We start from the raw sequence: 22,194 nt of genomic DNA on the forward strand, positions 1-22,194 counted from the left end.
ATTCCGCAGTAGCTCAGTGGTAGAGCTATCGGCTGTTAACCGATCGGTCGCAGGTTCGAATCCTGCCTGCGGAGCCATTTTGGAGAGCTGTCCGAGTGGCCGAAGGAGCACGATTGGAAATCGTGTATACGCTAACCGCGTATCAAGGGTTCAAATCCCTTGCTCTCCGCCACTATTTATATCATATATGGCCCATTGGTCAAGCGGTTAAGACACCGCCCTTTCACGGCGGTAACACGGGTTCGAATCCCGTATGGGTCACCATTTTAAATTGATGGCATGTTAAGGACGCGACGGCCTGTTGCAACACATGCACTTGTACGTCCTATACTTTGGAGGATTAGCTCAGCTGGGAGAGCACCTGCCTTACAAGCAGGGGGTCGGCGGTTCGATCCCGTCATCCTCCACCATATAATTTTATTATCGCGGGGTGGAGCAGTCTGGTAGCTCGTCGGGCTCATAACCCGAAGGTCGCAGGTTCAAATCCTGTCCCCGCAACCAAATAAATCAGAATAAATGGTCCGGTAGTTCAGTTGGTTAGAATGCCTGCCTGTCACGCAGGAGGTCGCGGGTTCGAGTCCCGTCCGGACCGCCATTTATTTTGGCTCGGTAGCTCAGTTGGTAGAGCAATGGACTGAAAATCCATGTGTCGGCGGTTCGATTCCGTCCCGAGCCACCTTTTATTTTAAATATAATGCCGGTGTAGCTCAATTGGTAGAGCACGATCGAATAAGCTTCGAAGCAAATGCTTCAGCACACAAATCGAGCTGCTGCTTGAATAATCTCTCTGAGATTTGGGTGACTGGTAAGTAAGATAAACTAAATATTTAAAATTAAATAATACGCCGGTGTAGCTCAATTGGTAGAGCAACTGACTTGTAATCAGTAGGTTGGGGGTTCAAGTCCTCTCGCCGGCACTCTCTTATCTGGAGGGGTAGCGAAGTGGCTAAACGCGGCGGACTGTAAATCCGCTCCTTAGGGTTCGGCAGTTCGAATCTGCCCCCCTCCACCATTTGTTTTTTTATATAATAGATTATGTTTAGGGGCATAGTTTAACGGTAGAATAGAGGTCTCCAAAACCTTTGGTGTGGGTTCGATTCCTACTGCCCCTGCCAATCTTATATAGTGGCGGTTGTGGCGAAGTGGTTAACGCATCGGATTGTGGTTCCGACATTCGTGGGTTCGATTCCCATCAGCCGCCCCATTTATATATCAAAAGAAACTAAGGACTTATCATTTAGATATAAAAAGTACTTAGTTGTCGACGATATTTCGTAATATTTCCTTCAGAAATATTCCAAAATATCCTCTTGCGGTGAGGATTCATGAAGCATAATCGAGGAAGAATTTCTTGAAGCCTACTCAATGGGCTATAGCCAAGCGGTAAGGCAACGGACTTTGACTCCGTCATGCGTTGGTTCGAATCCAGCTAGCCCAGCCATTTTTACTAACACATTTTTAGTTCTATTGCATAGGCTAAACCATATAAATAAAGTAAGATCGCGGAAGTAGTTCAGTGGTAGAACACCACCTTGCCAAGGTGGGGGTCGCGGGTTCGAATCCCGTCTTCCGCTCCATTCCTAAAATGGCGGCATAGCCAAGTGGTAAGGCAGAGGTCTGCAAAACCTTTATCACCGGTTCAAATCCGGTTGCCGCCTCCATTTTAACACCCTTGCCGGGGTGGCGGAACTGGCAGACGCACAGGACTTAAAATCCTGCGGTAGGTGACTACCGTACCGGTTCGATTCCGGTCCTCGGCACCAATTGTACTTAATCCTTTGCCAGTGTGGCGGAATTGGCAGACGCGCACGACTCAAAATCGTGTTCCTTCGGGAGTGTCGGTTCGACCCCGACCACTGGTATCTCTAAGTAAATTTTAAATAATTTATAATAAACGTTACAACTCATAAGTGTTGATTTATCAGCATTTATGAGTTTTTTCTTTTTTATAGAACAAGATAGATGAAGATAGAAATTGATTTAGTTTTACACAGTTTTTACACACTCATTTGTTCGAAGACATTAATGGTTCCTAATTCGTCTCTTTCACGCAATTCCTTAATAACGTGAGTATATTCTTTTAAAGTGGTTTCAATATCACTATGACCTAAACGTTCGCTTACATAATAAACAGATACTTTCTTGTAAAGTAGTACACTTGCATGAGTATGCCTTAATCCGTGCATAGTTATTGGATCAATACCTAGATCACTTAATAAATTTCTTAGTATCTTATTTGCAGCAGTATTGCTTATTACTTTGTATTTAGAACTCGGGCTATGAAATACTAATTGATGTAAATTATTAGGTGTAGAACTAAACAAATTCTTAAAGTGATTCATTGTGATGTTATCAATTTTAATTTTGCGATTGGATTGTTCATTTTTTGTAGGTCCGAACCCTTCAGGACTTCTCTTCATATATCCCCAAGTCTTATTAATTGAGATAGTACTATTATCAAAATCAAAATCATTCCTTGTTAACCCTACTAACTCTCCAAAACGCATGCCGGATGTTAATCCCAAGAGTAACAATGAATAGCTTAGTCCTTTGTCGATCCTCTTCCGTATTTCCTTTAACAGCAATTCACTCTCTTTAAAATTCAAATATTTCTCATCAGGTTTTTTTGCAGGTGTAGTCCATGTCAGTACAGCTTTTCGTGTAAAGTCATGATGAATAATTTGTTCTTCAACGGCATCTCTTACACATGCACGAATATGGGAGTTTACCTTTTCTATGGTTTCCTTTGACTTGTTAGATCCGAATTCGTTTAAAAATTGCTGATAATCATGTCTATTAATTTCTTGCAATGGTTTACTACCAAAATGTGCCTTGATTGCCTTTAGTGTATATGAATAATGTTGCTGGGTAGTAAGTGTTACATTACTTTTATAAAGTTTAAACCATTTGAAAAAATACTCATCAATTGGAACAGGTTTTAAATGAGGTACTATTCCTTTGTGTAACTGTGCCTCAATCTCAGAAGCTGCTATCTTTGCTTCTTTTTTTGTACGGAATCCTCCTCTTCTAATTGGTTTTGATTGTCCATTTATCATTCGACTAACTGTGTATTGGTATGTATTACCTCTTTTTTGAATGCTTGCCATTGATACTCTCCCCTAAATAAGATTTATAAGATAAGAGTGGCCAGCGGGTCATTCTTATCTTAACTAATCTTTGTGAAATTTACTATAGTTTATATAACTTGTAGTTTAGGCAGAAAAAATCCTATGAAAATTCTTATCTAGAAACTCACTCATTTTAATTGCGTGAAAGGACCAAGTTTGACCTTTCGATTTAGGGTAAAAGACAAAACCTCCTGATTCTGCATCAAGGGAATTTCGAAACTTTGATGGAAAAAGAATATTATCTTTGATCCATTCATTTTTGCGGTTAATTCTTTTTTCCAGGTCTTGCATTGACCAATAGACTCCAGACAACTGTTGCTGCTTTAATTCATTTAGTTCAATTTTTGAAATAAGTACTGAATCAGTAGGGATAGGAATGGTTAGATTAACTGATAGTTGTTGCATGTTATGAATCCTCCAAGCTGTATTAAATTATGATGTATTATACTTACCATTTGTTTTACATTGCTTAAAATTCTATTCTAGAGTGATCTATAGTGATTTCAGCTGATCTCTAATGAAAATTATAGCTTCAACATCTGATTTCTACTAATTCGATTAGGGCTAGTTTGCAAGAATGTATGATTATTAGTGAATAAGTGCTTATCAAATATCCCCTCAACTATAATAATCCTTATTTTTTCTTTAAATTCCCTTAAATTTCTGTGAAATACACAATAAATTCCTTATATAGAGAAAAAAATTCAAAAAAATTTTCTAAGGTAGTACCTCATCTATACACCTTCGGCTACTAAAGTTCCTCGCCCCACCCACCTACTATGCTTTGAATTATTGTTTGTTTGAATGGCAAAGTGTGTAGGTTAAAGACTCCTCATTAACGTAAATCATGCACAATGTACAGAGGTAATTCATAGAATTCTGCTGGAATTTAAAAAAGACAAGCAACCTTGATTAGGGTTCCTTGTCTTAAAGGTGGGGTAATACTGCTAAGTTTTAAGTTTAATTTTACTCCATGTCCTGCAGTGTATTAATTGCTTCGGATAATGAATATTCGTTAATGATAATAAATCCAGCAACTTCATCAAAAACTTCCCTTGATGTTTGATTAGAGCAGTTTAGAAGGTTATGCTGCTTTATGAATATATCAGCTTCTTCATCCCAATAAACGGTTGGTTGTGTAAGGTTACTATATAATAGTCAAGGGTGCTCTTTAAGAATATTGCTATCTATTGACTTGTGATAAGTGCTAGTAAGAGTTGTAATGTGGCTTTCTAAGTAGAAAAAATCATAAAATAACTCATCTCCCCAAATATTTTGAAAAAATTCTATTTCTTCTTCCTCCGAGATAGTATCCCCTAAGATTAATAATGATTCATGGATACTTATATCTGTAATTAACAGAATGTTTGCTTCCTGTTCATAATCTTCAGAAGGTAATTCTGCTACAGCTAAATATTTTATATCTTTGCGCCTAATAAGGTTTTGTAGATGGACAATAAATGAATTAAGTTTGTCATGAGCATTTTCATATTTGTTTAAATCCATTCTGAGATGAAAATATGTTTGTAGCTCTTTCTTCTTAAAGTTAGTTAAGAGAAGTCTTTTCAAGAAGATAGTGTTTGCCCTAGGTCCCTTTTCAAACCCCAGCACAGGAGCTCTTTTTTTGCTAACAAAATCATAAACAAATACCTTAGAATTGCAGTTTATTAGTTTTGTTCTTCTTCTAGTCATAGTGACTTATCTCCTTCAAGCCAAGTAATTAGTACACTTTTTGACACTTTGATACGTTTTCCTATATTTATTACATGGAAGTTTCCTGAATGAACAAGCTCATATGCCTGCTTTCTTCCGATTCCTAGCAATTTTTGGACGTCTGATACATTTAGAATGTCTGGATAATCGTTAAATTTCTTGTACATAGTCGTGTAACTCCTTTGCATTCTCAACATAGTATTCTTCATATTTAGATTCCCCGGTATATCGTGATAGATAGGTTTCACCATATTGTTTACTAGCATTGCATTTATAGAGATGGTCATAAAATTCTGGTAGATTTTTAATTTCAAGAGTTATAGGTTGTTTCAGGCCATGTGAATGGAAATATCTTTTATGACCATTAAGTCTGGGGTCTGTGATTCCTTTATTTAGATATAAGGCAATCTTTTTATTATCAACTGCATTTGATGTGGTAATACTTTTGCTGACCCAACCGTGCTTCCAAAGGTCTTGTAAGTCTACTACTGAAACCTCTGTTAGGTTACAGATTAGATGATAATGAATGGTACCTTCACGATTATTATCTTGGAATTCTGTAACACCTAGGTATTTAAAGCGTGGTAGATTATTGGTCTTTAGATAGTAAGTAAGTCTTTTTTTAAAGTCAGTAAACACCTTATTACAGCTTTTGATGTCGGTAACATCTATCTCTTCAGTCGATCTAAATGTAAGAGTGACAAATGCATACTGGTCAGTAAAGTTACACTCTAGTAATCTTCGAATTTTTTTACGTGCACGGTTGATGCTTATTTTTTGGTTGGTTTCGTAATTATCAACACCTCCATTAGAGGAAAGTTTACGCCCTCCAAGAGACTGTTTGATAGTAGGTGGTTGAATAGACTGGTGTGTTATTTCTACTAGTTTGTTGCTGATGTAAGCTTTAGTATATTGTGTGTCCATGTTTCCTCCTTATAAGTTAGGTCTATAGTTTTAGTCAAATTAATCACTATTTATCAAGTTATATTTGTTGAATATTTTTTAATGATGACTAGTACACTGATGTGCTTTCAAAGGATAAGTGTATGGTTTTATTTTATCTCTAGTGATCGTGAAAAAACAAAGTCAGTCTCAAGCTTTACAGGTGCATTACGTTCATTGCAAGAAAGAATTTGGTCGGAATAACTATAGACACTTTCTAATTTCGGGAAATTCCATGCAATTGCTTCAAATGTCTTGATGAAATGAAATGCGTTTCAAAAATTTCAAATATTTACCAATTATTTAAAGCGTAGTATGATGTGTATAAGTAATTTTTTTAACAGTTACAAATGAGGAGGAAAAACAATTGATAGATAAGCCTACAAAGGATCTGAAAGAAAAATCGTTTTTAAGTAAAAATGCAAAAGATGTTAATACTTATCACCTTAATTCTCTATTTGAAGCACAGGATTACGGTGGAGGTCATAGGAGGACTGATTTAAGGAGAGTACCAATTGATAATATAAATAAGGAGTTGAAACTTCTTTTAGAACTACAGGAATCTGAACGGCTTGATGCTATGATGAAAGGTCAATCTTCATTAGAAACTTTGGACAGGGTTTGTTCTGAGATAGATGAATTGAGAAAAACATTACAAAATTTGAAGGCTTCTTATAAACAATTAGAAAGAAAAGAGAAAAAATCTTTTATATCCTATCGAGATTATTTAGACTCTCAAGACTTATCCTGTTTTAAATATCAAATATTGACTGATTTGGTGCAAACACTTATTTCAGTAAACGCTATTTCTTACGACAATTCAAAGGTTTCTGCGAGTGATGCACTTGAAACAATTCGAATCATTACACATTCAGCACTATGGCTCATAAGTGATTTCGGAGGCTACCATGCTATTTTGTCAGAAACTTTAACAAGAAAAGAGATACTAGAGGTATTAAAAATAAAGTATAATTGTCGACTCTTTAAAAATGAATATTCTATAGAGGACTTTTGTGTGGAGTATTGGTTTACAAATTTCTATAAAAAAAGATAGTAACTCGGTATTGGTATACTATCTTTGTACAAATGCTAATTTATGAATGTACATAAAGGATCGTTAAAGTATATCCACTTTTTAAATTAAAACCTATTACAACTTTACTTGGAGTGTTAGTCATGATCGGCTTATCAGCACTTGATAAGGCAAGGCTTTGGCTAGAAAGCGATGCCCGCAGAGGTTCCATGTCATGTTGTAATAGTCTCCCAAACTGTTATCAAGAAAGTGTTAAGATCAATTTGATACATTATTATTTTTTCATTTGTACCTTAGAGTGAGTATAGCAATAGATCGAGTTGTATTTATTTTTATCGTCTCTATTGGTTTGTATTATTGATATTAGGGAGGGAGAAAATGAAAAAAATTAATATTAATCTTAATAGAGATAAGAATAACTATAAAATATTAACGAAATTATTAGTAGTTTTGAGAGCTAAAAAGGTAGCTAGAGAAAATGCAGAACTAATAAATAGTATTATTGATTTAGATAGTTTAGATATTGATCCAAAGGATGTCCCCAAATTAAATAAAGAGGGGTATATGATATTAACACCAGAGAAAAACGAAATACATCGTAAATGGTTAGAGGATGATTGATATACAAGGTCAAATGGAGACTATATTCTGGTATGTATCAAAGTACCCTGCAGCAACTAATTACACCAAATGAAATAGAGAGAGTGCATGATGTGGAGCTTTTGCATTAGAATGTACCTTTAAAAGTGGCAGATTTATGCTGAGTGGTTGCTCTCTTGTCACAGATAACATTATTAGTAGTGTTAAGTCTGCAAACAGACTTTTATAGTACACCGAGCTATTCGAATTTAGTGTAATCCCAAATCCCACATAGCAGATGTAATCTCCATAATAAAGTGAATCAAGGTGTTTGCCTTTACTAAGTGTATACTATCTTTATATATGGTAAAACTTTGCTTGTGATGTCCCAAATTTGTTAACATAACATTCAATTTACTGTTCAGTGTGTTAGATATATTCAATTTATTTAATGAAGGGGACTTAATAAATTGAATATAGTCTTTTGATGATTTGTATGTGTAAAGTTTTAAATGTTTACTTCATTGATTAACATTACTGTTATGTATAATAGGAGTGAGAGCCATGAAAATTGTATATGAACCATGTACGCAAGAGGAAGCAACTCATGTAAGAATTTTAGATGGAGGTATACCTGAATTAAAATATAATGGTATTTATGAATATCTTTACGATGATGATCCTTCAGAGGAAACACATTTTATTACTCAGAGTGGTATTCATTATTATGACTTTGAACTTGTTGTGAAAGTAGAATACATAAAATTGATAATGACATAAAGCCTTTTATATAGTGTTCTTATGTTAGAAATCTATCTATTTTTACTTATACTACTCTGTAAACACTAAGCTAAATCTTGTATTTGGATAATTATGTTTGATAGTTTTATGGCATATTTGTAGCGGGAGGTCAAAGTAGAAATTCTGAATGTGAAGATTTGCTACACTAAGACCAATTTTTGATGTTGTAGGTAAGCTAAATAACTTAAGTCCTTATAATAAAGAATAATTTGCACTAAGATAGTTCGTACTTGTTATGATTACTCTTTCTCCAACTTAATAACCCCTAAATAAATAGAAGGTTTTGAACTTGAACTTTGCCGTTAGGATGGTCCTTTTAAAAAGGGCAGACCTATGCTCGGGTGTTGCTCTCTTCTCACAGATGTCATTGGTGGAATGTCTGCAACTTAACACCGTGTGATTCCTAGCTATACGCTCACCAGATGGAAGCCTCCAGTCTCTCATGGCAGTCTCCCATTTTGATCATCCTTATTTCTTTCTTTTAAAAGAATCTCTACGTGCTTAAAGATTCTTTACAAGAAGGATAATCAAAGGTGTTTTCTTTCACTAAGTGCTCACTATCTTTATATACCGGGAAAACCTGGGGAAATTCTACCTTGGTCGGAAACTGTCGCATAATAGACACATGGTGTTCGTTTGTTTATTCGCAATTATGACACAATTATTTCCTGAATAGTAAACAATTGATTGAAAAAGATCAAATATTTAATATAAAAGATAATAGAGTTAAGAAGCAGTCAATAAAGGTTTTTATATTAAAGATCTAAAATTATGATCCCTATTTTTCTCTCTCCAAAAACGTTCATCATCCAACGATTTTCACTGTTGTAAAATGAGACATACACATCTTTATAGTTACTTATAATTTACTGACTCATCAACTCCTAAAGATAACAATACATTTTCTAATCCTATCCACTGTTTTTTCATATTTAAATTGGAATAACTATCTTCGATATTCACGCTTATATCAAGGTTATCATTGCCTTCTTTGAATGCAATTGCTTCCTCGTTAGTGTTGTTAATATATTGTGAAGCATTCTTTTAATGATAGCTAGCTCTTGATCATGAGTAGCTATACATCCACTTAATATCTATTAATCAAAGGTTAAAAAAATAAGTGTAACAATTAGTTTCTTCATGTTAGTTTCTCCTAGTAAAATGTATTTCTGGGAATATTGTACAATATATAAGAACTGGAATTTGGTAATCGAATCGCTATTAAACAGGTTAGAAATGTTGAGTCAACTTGCGATTAAATTTCCCAAAGTAGATATTATTACTTCATCAAATGGTGTAGTGGGGAAGGTTGGAAAAAAATTGAAGGATACGGAGTAGAAGAATTTGCAAAAGGTTTAGTATTATTTGGTTCCTATGGCAAAGGAACAGCATTTGCTTTAGATACAAGATCAAATGAGACAATTATATTATCAGTTCCCTATATCGGAATGGATTATGGAGGGAAATGCTTACAGATGCTCAGTAAGCATTTTTACTTATTCAATATAACATTAAGTAAATTGAAATTAGTATCTCTTTGAATATTCTGAGTGTTAGAATATTAAAGGGTTAACATGTTTTAGTTCCAGAAATTTCAGAGTTTATTCATGGATATTAAATTGATGGCAGGTGTTTTTTATGGAGGAAATCGGAAAAAAACTCAGTAATTCATATTCAACTGGAGGTGGTGGAACACATTTTGAAAATCGTGTTCAGGCTTCCTTTGTTGTTCTTATGTTAACGGGAGGATATTCACCTTGTTTACCATCTTGGCCAATATACGAAGTCAAATTGCAAGGAAAATATCTAGGTTTTGATACCGATGATCTTATTGTATATGTAAAACAAACTAACCAAGATCGAAAAGCAAAACTAATAGGACAAATCAAACACTCAATAAAAATCACCTTAAATGATAAAGTCTTTGGAGAGGTAATTCAGGCAGCTTGGAATGATTTTAATAACGACAAAGTCTTTAATGAGGGTTTGGATGTGATAGCACTTATAACAGGTCCACTAAGTGCTGTTGATACTGTTCATGTGAGAGGCCTACTAGGACAAGCATATAACTCAAAAGATGAAGAAGATTTCATTGACCGGATATCACTTGGTAAATTTACGAGTAACGATCAAAGAAAAAAACTTGAGGTATTTAAACATCATTTAAGGGTAGCAAATAATGGTGTTGATCTATCCGATAGCCAATTATGGCGCTTTCTAAAAAGTTTTCACTTATTACAATATGATTTGGACATAAAAGGGGTAACACTGTCTCTCCTTCATACCTTAATTGGACAGTTTGCTCATGATCGCAGTGAAGATATATTGGCATTGATAGAAAAGGATATTACATATAGAAGCGAAAATGCAGGTTCAATTACTTTTGAGACAATTCCAGAAAACATTCTTGCAGTCTTTAGCAACCCAATTAAAAGGGTAATTCCTAACGAGTATGTTGAAGTTGATGTAACGGTTGATACTGATTGGAACAGTCATGAATATGCCTCGAAATTAGTTATAGCTAGTCTATTAGGATCTTGGAATGAAAGTCAATCCAATGATAAAGAAATCGTTTCTATCTTGGCAAGAGAAGAGTATTTAGATTGGATAAGTAATCTGAAGGAAATACTGCAATATTCTGATAGTCCGATAAAAATAAAAAATGGCACATGGTTTATTGAAGATCGGACAGGATTATGGGGGGATTTGGGATCTCGAGTTTTTGATGATATGCTAGATAGATTTAAGGCATGTGCAATAACTGTCTTGTCTGAGCGTGACCCTAAATTTGAATTAGAACCAGACCAAAGATTTGCATCTAGTGTATACGGTAAAGATTTAAGATACTCAGATTCTTTACGTAAAAACATAGCTGAGACACTTGCTTTGCTTTCTAATAATTCTCATAATCTAAGAAATTGCTCATTAAATAAACCAGATACAATTTCTGTTGTGGTAGTACGAGAGATTCTTAAAAATGCAGATTGGGTAGTATGGGGAAGTTTAAATAGCATTCTACCGATACTTGCTGAGGCAGCTCCTGAAGAGTTTTTAAGAGCGGTTGAATATTCATTGAATCAGGAAGTATCTCCGTTTGATCAGCTTTTTGCACAAGAAGGACATGGTTTCGGTGGTGCAAACTATTTAACTGGTCTCCTTTGGGGATTAGAAACGCTAGCATGGGATGAAAAATATTTAGTTAGAGTTTCAATAATTCTTGGGGAACTATCATTACGTGATCCTGGAGGAAATTGGGCAAATAGACCAAGAAATTCACTAGTTTCGATCTATCTTCCATGGTTTCCCCAGACCACAGCAACAATAAATAAGCGAAAAGTTGCTGTTAAGACATTATTAATTGAGCTACCAGAAGTAGGATGGGAATTATTATTGAATTTACTTCCGAATCAACGTCAAAACTCCTCGGGTACCCACAGGCCAATTTGGAGGAGAATAATAAATGAAGAATGGACCAATCATGTAGAACGGAAAGAATATTGGGAACAGATAACAATTTATTCTGAAATGGCAATTGATGTCGCAAAAGATGATTATAAAAAAATCACTGAACTTATAGGCTATCTCGATCATCTACCATTACCTTCATTTGAAAAAGTATTAGAATATAGTACAACGAGTGAGATTATTAATAAAGGGGAAAGTGAACGAATTGCTTTATGGACTGAATTAGTAAAGTTTGCACTTAAGCATAGAAGATTTGCAGATGCTAAATGGGCACTAAATACAGATTTAGTTGAAAAAGTTGAAAAATCAGCGAAAAAGATAGCCCCTGAAAATCCCTTATACCTCCATCGAATATTATTTAGTGACCGTGATTCAGATCTTTTTGAAGTAAAAGGTAACTGGAAAGAACAGCAGGAACAACTTGATTTGCGGAGAAGAAATGCAATAAGAGATATTTTTGATTACGGTGGTATAAAGGCAGTCATAAGTTTTTCAATAAATGTAGAATCACCAAGTTTAGTTGGATATGCTCTAGGTAAATTAGAAGACTTGGAAGTCTCAGATAAAATCCTTCCAAATTTGATAGATTCACCTAATGGTGCTCTTATAAGATTTGTGAGTGCTTATGTAAATGGGAGGCAATCAACCAAAGGCAATGATTGGGTAAAAGAAATCAGGATGGATAACTGGACGGAATCACAAAAAGGTCAATTTTTAGGATGGCTTCCCTTTACTCTAGACACATGGGATATTGTGTCGGAGATATTGGGGGATAAGGAGGAGGAATACTGGAATAAAACTAGTGTAAACCCTTATAGTTCTTACGAAGGATTAGATTATGCTGCTAAGAAACTAATTAAGTATGGAAGACCTAATATGGCCATATATTGCCTGCATGCTATGAGTTATAATAAACAAAATCTAGACAATTCTTTAGTTATAACAGCTCTACTTAGCGCACTTTCAACAATGGAGTCTGAATCCTTAAGAAATGCATATTACTACACTGAACTAATAAAAGCACTTCAGGAAAATCCTGATACTCCAACAGATGCACTTTATCAGGTTGAATGGGCATATCTACCTCTTCTTGATAGAGAAGAAGGAATTTCACCAAAGCTATTAGAGGAAAAGTTAGCTTCAGACCCATATTTCTTCTTAGAGATGATTCGTATTGTATATAGGTCCAAAAAAGATAAAAAACCTAAGGAATTAACTACAGAACAAAAAGAAAGAGCTAAGTATGTATATGGTTTATTGGACAGATGGAAAACCTCTCCTGGTGTAAAAAAGGAGGGTAGCTTTTCAAGTGAAGAGTTCAAAAATTGGCTCGAGGTAATAAAAACTGGTAGTAGTGAGTCAGGTCATTATGAAGTTGCATTAAATCATGTAGGAAAGGTTCTCTTTTATTGTCCACCTGATTCAGATGGTCTTTGGATAAATCGCACAGCAGCTGAAGCACTTAATTCCAGGGATGCAGAAAAGATGAGATCTGGTTTTAGTACGAATATATTTAACTCCCGAGGAGTGTATTGGGTCGATCCCTCGGGTTTAGAAGAAAGTAAACTAGCTATAAAATATAGGAAGCTTGCAAATGATATTGAAGATGCTGGATATCACCGTTTTGCATCGACACTTATATCTGTAGCAGAATCATATGATAATGAGGCAATAAGAGTAAAAATTGAACATAAAGAGTAATATGAATCAACCTCTTATGATATGTTGTTTATGTTCGAAATCCTTAGGGAAAACGAAGGCTGGGCTACCTTCACCTAAGGATTTTTCCGACTATGTGAAATTAGAAAGCATTGTAAGCTAACGGGAAAGGATAGTGGAAACAGGATTACGTGGATGGAGCAGTTGTCAGTGGCTTGTTAGTTAAGTGGGTTGTTAATTGAAACAAACCCCCAAAAACAAGTTTTTTAGTGAAAGTTTCCGAAATCGTCTATAATACTTTTTTACCTGACAAACAAATTTGAAGTTACTCGGAAATGAGGATTCTCATATGACACATATTTCCTCTAGAGAAAAATAGAATGAAAATTTTGTTATACTATAAGAGTGGTTATAATTGTGGGGAAAGAGCACTTGCTGCGCAGTACAAGAATACTATGCAATTGAAAATCTATTCACGATCTAAGCGCTATAGAGGAATAGAAGATAAAATAAAAAGAGTAAACCATTTATTTCTAGATTTACTCTTCTTTTAGTGATCGATATAAAGTTGCAGCTGAAATTCCGGTCGCGTTCTGAATCTCTTTTATTGTCATTCGCTTAGACTGATACATGGCAATGGCTTGGTTTAAATTCTGTTGATTAACTTTTGGTCTTCTCCTTTTACGTCCTCGGGCTCTGGCTGCCTTGAGGTCGGCCATTGTACGTTCTCGGATAATGTCTCGTTCAAATTCCGCCAATACAGAAAGCATTCCAAACATAGCCTTTCCTGCAGCAGTACTTGTATCAATCTTATCTTGGATACTTACGAATTCCACTTCTTTTTCTATAAGTACATCTGCAATTTCGATTAGTCGTTCTGTAGACCTAGCTAAACGATCTAATTTGTAAACCACAAACTTATCTCCGGTAGGTAACATTCTTAAAGCTTGCACTAATTCCTCGCTGTTTTCCTTTGCACCTGAAACTTTTTCCTTGAAAATTTCATCACACCCAAATTTATATAGTGCATCTAATTGTAAATCTAAAGACTAATCAACAGTACTGACTCTCGCATACCCAATTATCATAAAATTTCCTCACTTGTTATTTATTCCAAGACATAGATTGTATCAAAAATATCCCTTATTGATACATAGATTTTGAGATAAGTTTGATATGAATATCGTAAAAAAATAATAGATTTACAGTGTTTTTTTTACTTCATCTCAAAAACCATAGTTTTTTAGATTGTATATATGTACTATCATGCTTATAAGGTAACAAGTCCAACATATTTAACTAAGTGCTGTTCATATGTTTTTTGGGTATACATAAACTTAGGAAAAAGTCCCTTGACAAATTACTAATAATATCAAGATTTGATTAAAGTTTAATTAACACAGCTAATGACCTACGAAACTTAATTAAAAACTTAATTGTTTAATTTATGTACTGATGGATATATAAATACAAAAGAATTTCGAAGTACTGTATAGACTTACTTAATTAAACCCATACTGACTAGTAATAAAAAGGGAATAAAAAAATATAATATTAATGGGAAATACTTTGCTAATTTCTTCCTTATAATTAATTAAATATGATAGAATAGGAGTTGATTACTATACATATGGATAAAGGAGTGATTAGAATGAGCTATCGCTTCACTGTTAAAACCACTAATTATGAATGGATAAGTGTATTTAAAAGTTATTATAGAAATGAGCTTAATCAATATACTGAAGAGCATCTAGATCTGAAATTAAGGTTTCAAAATCTCCTTACAAAAGCAAAGGAAGCTTATACATTCGCTAATAAATTATTTGATACCATTCCTAATAGTGAGATAGACCTATACGATGAAGTAGATACTAAATTAAATAATTGTAGATATTTTATGGAATATAAATTTGACGAAAAAGCCCAGCAGCTTATTAAGGGAATACAATTCTCTGAAGATACCTATGAAAGAAATGTGGAAATATTAAATGCATATACTGATGTTACAATTCGAGGATACGAAGAGACTATGCAAGACACTTTAAATCAAGTTGGAAGAATAGTTACAGGTTTGACTGGGTTATTAGACGACTTGCAATTTACTCTTGAACTTAATGGATTGTTTGATCATAAAACACTTAAAAATAGTTCTCCGGAGTTATTAAAGGTGAACCATTTACCAAATGAAAAAGTAAGAAAGGAAATAGCAGAAGTTACTTCTCTTGATAGAAGCTTAAAAGAATTAATTTGTGCTTAGGTATACAGATGAGTTTAGATTCAACCAAATATCAAGAATTAATTAGTAATATAGAAATCCTAGAAGTAAATTTGAAAGATCTTACAGTTAGAAGCGCTGATAATAAATATCAAAAGAATATTGAAATCTCAGCAAAACATGAAGTAACTTCTTTTAAAAGAGAAAATGACCTATTTTTGGTGAAAACAAAATTTGACATTGAGGGTTTTGTAGAAGATCAGAGTGTGTTTAGTATTAACTTTATATTAGAGTTAGTGTATTCATTAGATTCCAGTCTTTCATTTGAAGAACAGTATATTGAATTGTTTACGAAAAATAATGTCCCAGTAAATGCTTGGCCTTATGCAAGAGAATTAGTGAGTAGCCTAACTTTAAGATTGGGGCTCTCTGCTTTAATATTACCTGTTCTAAAGGTATAAATAAGTTATGTCTGCTACAAAAGTGAATAGCGTATTATATAGTCCTAAAAATGGGACATCTTGGGACGATTATAAAATAAGTACATTTATTCAGGACTTGTTAACAATAGTTGAGAAAAATAGTCAATATTTTTTAGTAATAGCAAATATCTTGGAAAGATATAAAGATCCTGATAACGATGAAGAAACTAAGAAAAACAGAAATTTAGATTTAATGAGCATTATTAAATTGTATCCTCAGACAAAGGATAATCAAGAAGAAACACAAAAATTATTAGTTGCATTAGATAATCTTTATTCTAAGAGTAGTCAAGATATTGGAGATATTAGAGGTAAAGTCCTTGAGGCAATAATTTATAAATATGCACCAAGAAATTTTTCTGTATCATCCAACACTGTTAAATGTATAGAGGCAATAATATCTTATGGTGTAGATACAAATGTACTAGGTGGAAATGACTGTGATTTTGATTTTACTTACCATGATAACAATGGAAGTGCATCTACTATACCAGATTACTTTGAATGTAAGGCTACAATAGATGGAATGGTAAAGATAAACGAACCTATGAATCAATTAAAACCCAAAAAACTGAATAAATGGGAATATGCCAAAGGAATTAATAGGGATCTAATAGCTCAGGCAGGTATTAAACCAAATATATACTTTGCGTGTTTTAATTCGAGAACAGAGGATATCCAAAAACATGTAGATAATGAAGGGTATGGTTGTGTCAGTATTTTAAATAATAAAGATGTTTTTAAAATGATAGTTTAATATTTTTCATTAAACTATAAAATACTTCTTAAGTGATTAATACGCCACTTAAAATACTTATACTCAATCAACTCGTGTGTTTCATACTCTACATGTTTGAGAGTAAGGACACATAGAACATCTTGTTAAGTTAATGATAAGAGTCTAAGTGGAGAATTTAGTTATGAATACAAATTTAAATATATTTATATATTTATATATTTAAATTTTAAAGTTGAAGATTTATTTTACACAAATTTTACACATTGCTTCCATAAATCTTATAAATCGAATGTTATAACGATATTTTCGACCCCGACCACTGGTATCTAAAAAGATCTATAATCGTTAAATTTAAAGGCTTTCTAACTATATGTTAGGAGGTCTTTTTTTGTTGTTAAAAAATAATCAAACGAAACAAAATTGTACGAGAAAGGTTGTGTGATATGACTAGGAGAAATAACGTTTTAACCGATATTGATCATGAAAAAATGATTAGATTTTCAAAGTCCTATGTAACAAGTTTTGATGAAGCATTAAGAATATTCCTAAATGATTGCGAGTTACGAAATTTAAGGGAACACACAATTAAATATAATCGAAGTGAATTAGGAATTACTTACAAGTATTTAAGAGAACAGGAGGTAGATACAAATCCTTCAAAGATAACCAGTGTTTATACCACAATAGTAACATAGGAGTCTTAGTGTTATTAACTCGGTATTAAGCATTTCGTTATTCCGTTGTACTGCTCACAAGTAATGTTTTCATTTGTAAATAAGTGTTCATATTCCCCACTAAAAATAATTGAAAAGTCTCGCTTATTCATTTCTAACCTACCTTTTTATTTTTACTTTTAGGAAATATTCTACGATATGCAAGGAATATCCTCCTCTCTATTTCTCTGAGTATCTATAATTTGATAATGGTGTATTGTTTTTAGACTGTTAGTAGCTAAGTCATTATGTTACTTTCAAATAAAGAGTATAAACTGATTGGACAAAAAGGGAGGAAGCCAATGAGTAAAACACCGTCTCAAGGGTTCATGTGTGGCACTCTTCTGAGGATGGCAACAATTATTTTAAGGTTCATGTTCTGCAGCCAAAGAGCCACCAGAAAATTAAAGAATGGTATGAGTCGGATGAACCAGAGAATACCCCTATTTTGTTTTCCGGTGAGGAGCTGGCTCGTAAAAATAGTTTTGTTGAATTTACAAGAATTAAGTCATAATTTGCAATCACAAACCCCAATAAGTAGGATATATATGGTAAAATATAGACTGAAATACTTAGGGGGGATGATGGGTGAAATTAATTAAATTTAGTGTTACGAATTATAAGGTGTTTAAAGATACCTTTACCATTGATTTTTCAAAAGACTCAATTGCTATTTTAACTGGTAGAAATAATACAGGTAAATCTACTATATTAGAAGCTATCAACTGTTTCTTTCAAAAAGCGTCTAAAACAAATGCTATTTCTAATGATTGCTTCTCGGAAGCGAATAAAGAAATTGTACTACAAGCTGTATTTGAGTCTGGTGAAGATAAAGTCACCATCAAAAAGAAATATAACGAGGGAACAGCTCCTAAATTTTATGATGAAACTGATGTTGAAATTAAAGCAAGTCATGAACTGAAAGATAAACTAGATGAGATTTTAAACAATCAACCTTTTTACATAACCCCTGCTATGTTACCAGATGATATTAACGATTTAATTCAAAATATATATTCAGAGATACTTAAAAATAATTTAGAAAAACTTGAGGGAAATGAAGGCAACGCTGAAGAAAAAGAATTAGCGGAAGAGTATGCTCAACTCAAAAAGTCGTACCCAGAGTTTTTAAGAAAACTTAAATTAAATACAGATAGAGTACTTGAACAAGTAAGTGGTGATGTTTCTGATAACTTGAAAACTTTATTTTCAAATGAACATTTATCTTTAAAGGTAGTAGGTGGAGAAAGTAGCGGATTTTCTTCATCTGACATACTAAAGTCTACAAATTCAAGTGTTCATATTGATAATTCAAAGCAAACTGAAATGCCATTATCAAATCAAGGAACCGGCTTGCAGAGGATGAGTTTAATATATCTCATTCAAAACATGATAGAGAAAAAACTTATGGGTGAAGGTGACAATAAGTTATTATTGATAGATGAGCCAGAAGCTTTCTTACACCCAGAAGCGGTTCGAGCACTAAGTCGTTCTCTTTATAAAATTGGTGAAAAAATGCCACTCATGATTTCTACCCATTCACCAATACTTATAGATTTATCAGAGAACCATACGTCTATTCAAGTTTTCCGAGTTGGTGAGAAAGAAGCGATTCAATTATATAAGTCTGAAAGAGACAAGTTTGATGATGATGATATTAAAAATATGAAAATTTTAAACTATGTAGACTCTTATGTGAATGAATTTTTCTTTGCAGATAGAATTATTATTGTTGAAGGGGATACTGAGTATATTGCTTTTAAACATCTGGCAAAGGTAAAGAATGAAAACTTGCATATAATTCGTGCTAGAGGTAAAGATACAATTGGAACCTTGATGAAAATTCTTAACCAGTTTAATTCTAATTATGATGTTTTACATGATGTAGATAATCATAGAAAGCATTCCTCTTCAACATTAAAAGGTCAACTCACGAAGTGTAAAAAAATATTTAAACTTAAAGAAGGCAGTAATATAAGGGTTTTCGGTTCAATAGCAAACTTTGAAAATGCCATAGGTATTGGAGACGTTTCAAATGATAAAAAAACGCAAACTATATATAAAATATTACATGGGACCTCTGATACAGATGAATTTGCTAAAGCTAGACGGATAGTGGGGAATTTATTTGAACAAATAATAAACCGAGATAGTGAGAAAACTTTACATGATGGATTCCGTAGAATAAACAGTGAAGAAGATTATGAGGAATTATTTGCTTTGTTGATAGAACAAAAAATTGATGAAGAAATGGAAGAGAAGAAAAAAGAAGCGGAGAAGAAAAAACAAGAAGAAGAGAAAGTGGTTTCTCAATAATAAGAAGGCTCTACAGTTCATTCATTCTGTAGGGTCTTTTTATTTTTTCTACACACTACAACATAAACTCTAATAATAAGCTGAGGTAGTGTGCTGTAAGCAACAAAAGAATATTATTCTAGTATGCTTCTACTCCATGAAAAAGAGAATGAAAAGTGAGTGGAATTATGAAACGAAGATAAACATCTGACTTTGCGCAAATACATAATAGAGCATTACAAACTCTTGAAGATTTTAGGTCCATCGGTTTAATATCTCATTTGATGCCGCTACCTGAAACTTGGGAAATTAAAAAAATCCAGCTGTATAAAAAATTTGGTAGAGCTCCAATAACTAACGCAATTGCAGAGTTGGAAGATAAGAAGTATTGGGTTATAATTCAATATCGAGAAGGTGAAAAGCCTTTGTAATTGCCCGTGCAACATAAATTAAACGAAACTACCGTACAGAATTCTATCAAATGACATTTACCATGATCAAAAGTTGATAGCAGCAATGGAGGCAGTTTCCTATCGTAAGGATCATTATTTCATTGAACTTGATGAACAAGATTAAATCTAAAGGAGCTAGAAATTGAAAATAAAAGATTTTACTTTAACTACTATTTTTTTATCTATTATATTATTATGTGCTTTTACGCCATTTGGGTTTATACATTTAGGTGTAATTAAGGCGACTATCATTCATATTCCAATCATTATAGCTTCCATTATTTTAGGGCCGAAAATTGGTGCTTTTCTAGGATTTGTGTTTGGAATCACTAGTATTGCAACAAATACTATCGCTCCAACATTACTGTCATTTGCATTTTCTCCAGCAATTCCTGTTTTAGGGACAAGCCAAGGGAGTTTTTGGGCTTTATTTGTTGCAATCGTTCCAAGAGTAATAATTGGTTTTATTCCTTACTATATTTTTAAAGTTGTTCATAAATTTATAACAAAGAAAAAGGCCAGTCAGAAACCGGCTTTCTTTTTAACTGGGCTCCTTACAACTTTTATTCATACCTTTTTAGTCATGGGGTCTATTTCATTATTATTTCAGGATGCTTATGCACAAGCTATTAATGCGGACAGCACGAGTGCAATTTTTAAAGCGGTTTTAACTGTGTTTTTTACAAATGGAGTTGTTGAGGCATTGCTTGCTGCATTTGTAACAGCGACAGTTGTTCCGCCTCTATTTAAGCTATCAAAAGGTAATCGAAAAGAAATGGGTTAGGATTTAATTACCTAGTTCTAATTTTTTAGATGGTAGCTTACTTTACCGGATATAAAAAAGCAGCAAGATTAATAATGTTTAAAATTTTCTATAGTTTGATAAATAGTGCTTAAGCATGGTATAAGTGTTAAAGAATCAAGAATATTTATGCTTTTAATTTTGGGACGAGAGTTTGCTTAGTATCCCATAATGAAAGGATTTGAATTTGAATATGATAGATAATTTTTGGCGAGATTTACCACGTCCATTTTTTGTACTTGCACCAATGGAAGATGTGACAGATGTTGTGTTTCGCCATGTCGTGAGTGAAGCAGCAAGACCTGATGTGTTTTTTACAGAGTTTACAAACACGGAGAGTTATTGTCACCCAGAGGGAAAACAAAGTGTACGTGGACGCTTGACTTTTACAGAAGATGAACAACCAATGGTTGCACATATATGGGGAGATAAGCCCGAATATTTCCGACAAATGAGTATTGGTATGGCGGAACTTGGGTTTAAGGGAATTGATATTAATATGGGCTGTCCTGTACCTAATGTGGCATCCCGAGGAAAGGGAAGCGGTCTTATCCTTCGTCCAGAAGTCGCTGCAGAAATCATACAAGCAGCAAAAGCGGGCGGATTGCCCGTAAGTGTGAAGACAAGGCTTGGTTACACGGAAGTAGATGAGTGGCAGGACTGGCTAACACATATATTGAAACAAGACATCGCGAATCTTTCTATTCATTTGCGTACAAGAAAGGAAATGAGCCAAGTAGATGCTCATTGGGAGCTGATTCCGGACATTAAGAAACTTCGGGACGAGATAGCACCAGATACACTTTTGACGATTAATGGAGATATTCTTGACCGTCAAGCTGGTTTGAAGCTCGCCAGTCAATATGGTGTTGACGGAGTTATGATTGGCCGTGGTATTTTTAAAAATCCATTTGCCTTTGAAAAAGAGCCGAAAGATCATAGCAGTCAGGAATTGCTTGATCTCTTAAGATTGCATCTTGATCTTCATGATAAATATTCAAAAGAATTAGAGCCACGTCCATTTAAAGCTCTTCATCGCTTCTTTAAGATATATGTCAAAGGATTTCGAGGAGCAGGTGAGTTAAGAAATCAATTGATGAACACAGATTCAACAGATGAAGTACGTGCATTGCTTGATAACTTTGAGTTAAAAGAAGATTGATGAGACAGGCAGTC

The 22,194-nt window shown here is 33.8% G+C and carries 16 protein-coding genes, 16 tRNA genes and 1 pseudogene; 26 read left to right on the forward strand and 7 right to left on the reverse strand.

All coding sequences use genetic code 11. The features are described from left to right. Positions 1 to 2 precede the first annotated feature (2 nt). From AC4GZ8_RS09300 to AC4GZ8_RS09375, 16 genes are all read left to right on the forward strand, one after another. A tRNA-Asn gene (locus AC4GZ8_RS09300) sits at positions 3 to 77 on the forward strand. A gap of 4 nt (positions 78 to 81) precedes the next feature. Next, positions 82 to 172: transfer RNA gene (locus AC4GZ8_RS09305), tRNA-Ser, on the forward strand. A gap of 17 nt (positions 173 to 189) precedes the next feature. After that, a tRNA-Glu gene (locus tag AC4GZ8_RS09310) sits at positions 190 to 264 on the forward strand. Between the two features lie 70 nt (positions 265 to 334). After that, a tRNA-Val gene (locus AC4GZ8_RS09315) sits at positions 335 to 410 on the forward strand. A 14-nt stretch (positions 411 to 424) separates the two neighbouring features. Continuing rightward, positions 425 to 501, forward strand: a tRNA-Met gene (locus tag AC4GZ8_RS09320). A 17-nt stretch (positions 502 to 518) separates the two neighbouring features. Then, positions 519 to 595, forward strand: a tRNA-Asp gene (locus tag AC4GZ8_RS09325). An 8-nt stretch (positions 596 to 603) separates the two neighbouring features. Continuing rightward, positions 604 to 676: transfer RNA gene (locus AC4GZ8_RS09330), tRNA-Phe, on the forward strand. 168 nt (positions 677 to 844) lie between these two features. Then, positions 845 to 917 (forward strand) — tRNA-Thr (locus AC4GZ8_RS09335). Positions 918 to 928: 11 nt separating this feature from the next. Continuing rightward, positions 929 to 1,012, forward strand: a tRNA-Tyr gene (locus AC4GZ8_RS09340). Between the two features lie 29 nt (positions 1,013 to 1,041). Next, positions 1,042 to 1,115 (forward strand) — tRNA-Trp (locus AC4GZ8_RS09345). 13 nt (positions 1,116 to 1,128) lie between these two features. Continuing rightward, positions 1,129 to 1,204: transfer RNA gene (locus tag AC4GZ8_RS09350), tRNA-His, on the forward strand. Between the two features lie 162 nt (positions 1,205 to 1,366). Next, positions 1,367 to 1,441, forward strand: a tRNA-Gln gene (locus tag AC4GZ8_RS09355). Between the two features lie 61 nt (positions 1,442 to 1,502). After that, positions 1,503 to 1,577: transfer RNA gene (locus tag AC4GZ8_RS09360), tRNA-Gly, on the forward strand. Between the two features lie 10 nt (positions 1,578 to 1,587). Further along, positions 1,588 to 1,661: transfer RNA gene (locus AC4GZ8_RS09365), tRNA-Cys, on the forward strand. 13 nt (positions 1,662 to 1,674) lie between these two features. Continuing rightward, positions 1,675 to 1,763, forward strand: a tRNA-Leu gene (locus tag AC4GZ8_RS09370). A gap of 17 nt (positions 1,764 to 1,780) precedes the next feature. Beyond that, positions 1,781 to 1,862: transfer RNA gene (locus tag AC4GZ8_RS09375), tRNA-Leu, on the forward strand. A gap of 135 nt (positions 1,863 to 1,997) precedes the next feature. Here the strand turns inward: AC4GZ8_RS09375 and AC4GZ8_RS09380 are convergent. The 5 genes from AC4GZ8_RS09380 to AC4GZ8_RS09400 all read right to left on the reverse strand — a co-directional run bounded on the left by AC4GZ8_RS09380 (position 1,998) and on the right by AC4GZ8_RS09400 (position 5,765). Then, positions 1,998 to 3,107, reverse strand: coding sequence for a site-specific integrase (locus tag AC4GZ8_RS09380; RefSeq protein WP_491081591.1), 1,110 nt, complete (start codon positions 3,105 to 3,107; stop codon positions 1,998 to 2,000). A gap of 105 nt (positions 3,108 to 3,212) precedes the next feature. After that, on the reverse strand, positions 3,213 to 3,533 hold the full coding sequence (locus tag AC4GZ8_RS09385; RefSeq protein ID WP_491081592.1) for a DUF771 domain-containing protein: 321 nt from the start codon (positions 3,531 to 3,533) through the stop codon (positions 3,213 to 3,215). A 753-nt stretch (positions 3,534 to 4,286) separates the two neighbouring features. Further along, positions 4,287 to 4,820: a hypothetical protein gene (locus AC4GZ8_RS09390; RefSeq protein WP_491081593.1), complete on the reverse strand. Its 534-nt coding sequence runs from the start codon at positions 4,818 to 4,820 to the stop codon at positions 4,287 to 4,289. Further along, positions 4,817 to 5,008 (reverse strand): helix-turn-helix domain-containing protein, encoded by a 192-nt coding sequence (locus AC4GZ8_RS09395; protein ID WP_491081594.1) that lies wholly within the window; start codon positions 5,006 to 5,008, stop codon positions 4,817 to 4,819. Before AC4GZ8_RS09395 ends, AC4GZ8_RS09390 begins: the two co-directional genes overlap by 4 nt. Beyond that, positions 4,992 to 5,765, reverse strand: coding sequence for a rolling circle replication-associated protein (locus AC4GZ8_RS09400; RefSeq protein WP_491081595.1), 774 nt, complete (start codon positions 5,763 to 5,765; stop codon positions 4,992 to 4,994). The genes AC4GZ8_RS09395 and AC4GZ8_RS09400 overlap by 17 nt, the downstream gene beginning before the upstream one ends. Positions 5,766 to 6,150: 385 nt before the next feature. Between AC4GZ8_RS09400 and AC4GZ8_RS09405 the strand changes: the two genes are divergently transcribed. From AC4GZ8_RS09405 to AC4GZ8_RS09420, 4 genes are all read left to right on the forward strand, one after another. Further along, positions 6,151 to 6,837, forward strand: a complete 687-nt coding sequence (locus tag AC4GZ8_RS09405) for a hypothetical protein (RefSeq protein ID WP_491081596.1) — start codon at positions 6,151 to 6,153, stop codon at positions 6,835 to 6,837. Between the two features lie 357 nt (positions 6,838 to 7,194). Beyond that, positions 7,195 to 7,437 carry a hypothetical protein gene (locus tag AC4GZ8_RS09410; RefSeq protein WP_491081597.1) on the forward strand — a complete coding sequence of 81 codons (243 nt, stop codon included), beginning with the start codon at positions 7,195 to 7,197 and terminating at the stop codon, positions 7,435 to 7,437. A 522-nt stretch (positions 7,438 to 7,959) separates the two neighbouring features. Further along, positions 7,960 to 8,175, forward strand: coding sequence for a hypothetical protein (locus AC4GZ8_RS09415; RefSeq protein WP_491081598.1), 216 nt, complete (start codon positions 7,960 to 7,962; stop codon positions 8,173 to 8,175). Positions 8,176 to 9,834: 1,659 nt separating this feature from the next. Then, positions 9,835 to 13,362 carry a hypothetical protein gene (locus AC4GZ8_RS09420; RefSeq protein ID WP_491081599.1) on the forward strand — a complete coding sequence of 1,176 codons (3,528 nt, stop codon included), beginning with the start codon at positions 9,835 to 9,837 and terminating at the stop codon, positions 13,360 to 13,362. A 497-nt stretch (positions 13,363 to 13,859) separates the two neighbouring features. Here AC4GZ8_RS09420 and AC4GZ8_RS09425 read toward each other — a convergent pair whose 3' ends face one another. Next, the gene (locus AC4GZ8_RS09425; protein ID WP_491081906.1) at positions 13,860 to 14,039 is read right to left on the reverse strand and encodes a helix-turn-helix domain-containing protein; all 180 of its coding nucleotides are present in this window, start codon (positions 14,037 to 14,039) and stop codon (positions 13,860 to 13,862) included. Continuing rightward, positions 14,016 to 14,357, reverse strand: a pseudogene (locus tag AC4GZ8_RS09430) (recombinase family protein); the annotation flags it as partial. The gene AC4GZ8_RS09425 and the pseudogene AC4GZ8_RS09430, both read right to left, overlap by 24 nt. Positions 14,358 to 14,971: 614 nt before the next feature. Here AC4GZ8_RS09430 and AC4GZ8_RS09435 point away from each other — a divergent pair. The 6 genes from AC4GZ8_RS09435 to AC4GZ8_RS09460 all read left to right on the forward strand — a co-directional run bounded on the left by AC4GZ8_RS09435 (position 14,972) and on the right by AC4GZ8_RS09460 (position 22,180). Further along, complete coding sequence (locus AC4GZ8_RS09435; RefSeq protein ID WP_491081600.1) at positions 14,972 to 15,577, forward strand: hypothetical protein; 606 nt, start codon at positions 14,972 to 14,974, stop codon at positions 15,575 to 15,577. 8 nt (positions 15,578 to 15,585) lie between these two features. Then, positions 15,586 to 15,996: a protein-export chaperone SecB gene (locus AC4GZ8_RS09440; protein ID WP_491081601.1), complete on the forward strand. Its 411-nt coding sequence runs from the start codon at positions 15,586 to 15,588 to the stop codon at positions 15,994 to 15,996. Between the two features lie 7 nt (positions 15,997 to 16,003). Further along, a complete protein-coding gene (locus AC4GZ8_RS09445; RefSeq protein WP_491081602.1) occupies positions 16,004 to 16,774 on the forward strand; it encodes a hypothetical protein in 771 nt (256 codons plus the stop codon). 1,283 nt (positions 16,775 to 18,057) lie between these two features. Continuing rightward, entirely contained in the window at positions 18,058 to 19,785 is a 1,728-nt protein-coding gene (locus AC4GZ8_RS09450; RefSeq protein WP_491081603.1) for an ATP-dependent nuclease, read from the forward strand. 573 nt (positions 19,786 to 20,358) lie between these two features. Further along, positions 20,359 to 21,000: an ECF transporter S component gene (locus AC4GZ8_RS09455; RefSeq protein ID WP_491081604.1), complete on the forward strand. Its 642-nt coding sequence runs from the start codon at positions 20,359 to 20,361 to the stop codon at positions 20,998 to 21,000. A gap of 211 nt (positions 21,001 to 21,211) precedes the next feature. Next, a complete protein-coding gene (locus tag AC4GZ8_RS09460; RefSeq protein ID WP_491081605.1) occupies positions 21,212 to 22,180 on the forward strand; it encodes a tRNA dihydrouridine synthase in 969 nt (322 codons plus the stop codon). Positions 22,181 to 22,194 lie beyond the last annotated feature (14 nt).

Source organism: Metabacillus sp. RB-C-LZQ-3-1 (genome assembly GCF_058315175.1).

Coding starts and splice junctions, on each gene's coding strand:
- AC4GZ8_RS09385 (WP_491081592.1), bottom strand. CDS start 3,533: ATGCAACAACTATCAGTTAATCTAACCATTCCTATCCCTACTGATTCA.
- AC4GZ8_RS09435 (WP_491081600.1), top strand. CDS start 14,972: ATGAGCTATCGCTTCACTGTTAAAACCACTAATTATGAATGGATAAGT.
- AC4GZ8_RS09440 (WP_491081601.1), top strand. CDS start 15,586: ATGAGTTTAGATTCAACCAAATATCAAGAATTAATTAGTAATATAGAA.
- AC4GZ8_RS09410 (WP_491081597.1), top strand. CDS start 7,195: ATGAAAAAAATTAATATTAATCTTAATAGAGATAAGAATAACTATAAA.
- AC4GZ8_RS09445 (WP_491081602.1), top strand. CDS start 16,004: ATGTCTGCTACAAAAGTGAATAGCGTATTATATAGTCCTAAAAATGGG.
- AC4GZ8_RS09415 (WP_491081598.1), top strand. CDS start 7,960: ATGAAAATTGTATATGAACCATGTACGCAAGAGGAAGCAACTCATGTA.
- AC4GZ8_RS09380 (WP_491081591.1), bottom strand. CDS start 3,107: ATGGCAAGCATTCAAAAAAGAGGTAATACATACCAATACACAGTTAGT.
- AC4GZ8_RS09395 (WP_491081594.1), bottom strand. CDS start 5,008: ATGTACAAGAAATTTAACGATTATCCAGACATTCTAAATGTATCAGAC.
- AC4GZ8_RS09420 (WP_491081599.1), top strand. CDS start 9,835: ATGGAGGAAATCGGAAAAAAACTCAGTAATTCATATTCAACTGGAGGT.
- AC4GZ8_RS09390 (WP_491081593.1), bottom strand. CDS start 4,820: ATGACTAGAAGAAGAACAAAACTAATAAACTGCAATTCTAAGGTATTT.
- AC4GZ8_RS09400 (WP_491081595.1), bottom strand. CDS start 5,765: ATGGACACACAATATACTAAAGCTTACATCAGCAACAAACTAGTAGAA.
- AC4GZ8_RS09425 (WP_491081906.1), bottom strand. CDS start 14,039: ATGGCCGACCTCAAGGCAGCCAGAGCCCGAGGACGTAAAAGGAGAAGA.
- AC4GZ8_RS09460 (WP_491081605.1), top strand. CDS start 21,212: ATGATAGATAATTTTTGGCGAGATTTACCACGTCCATTTTTTGTACTT.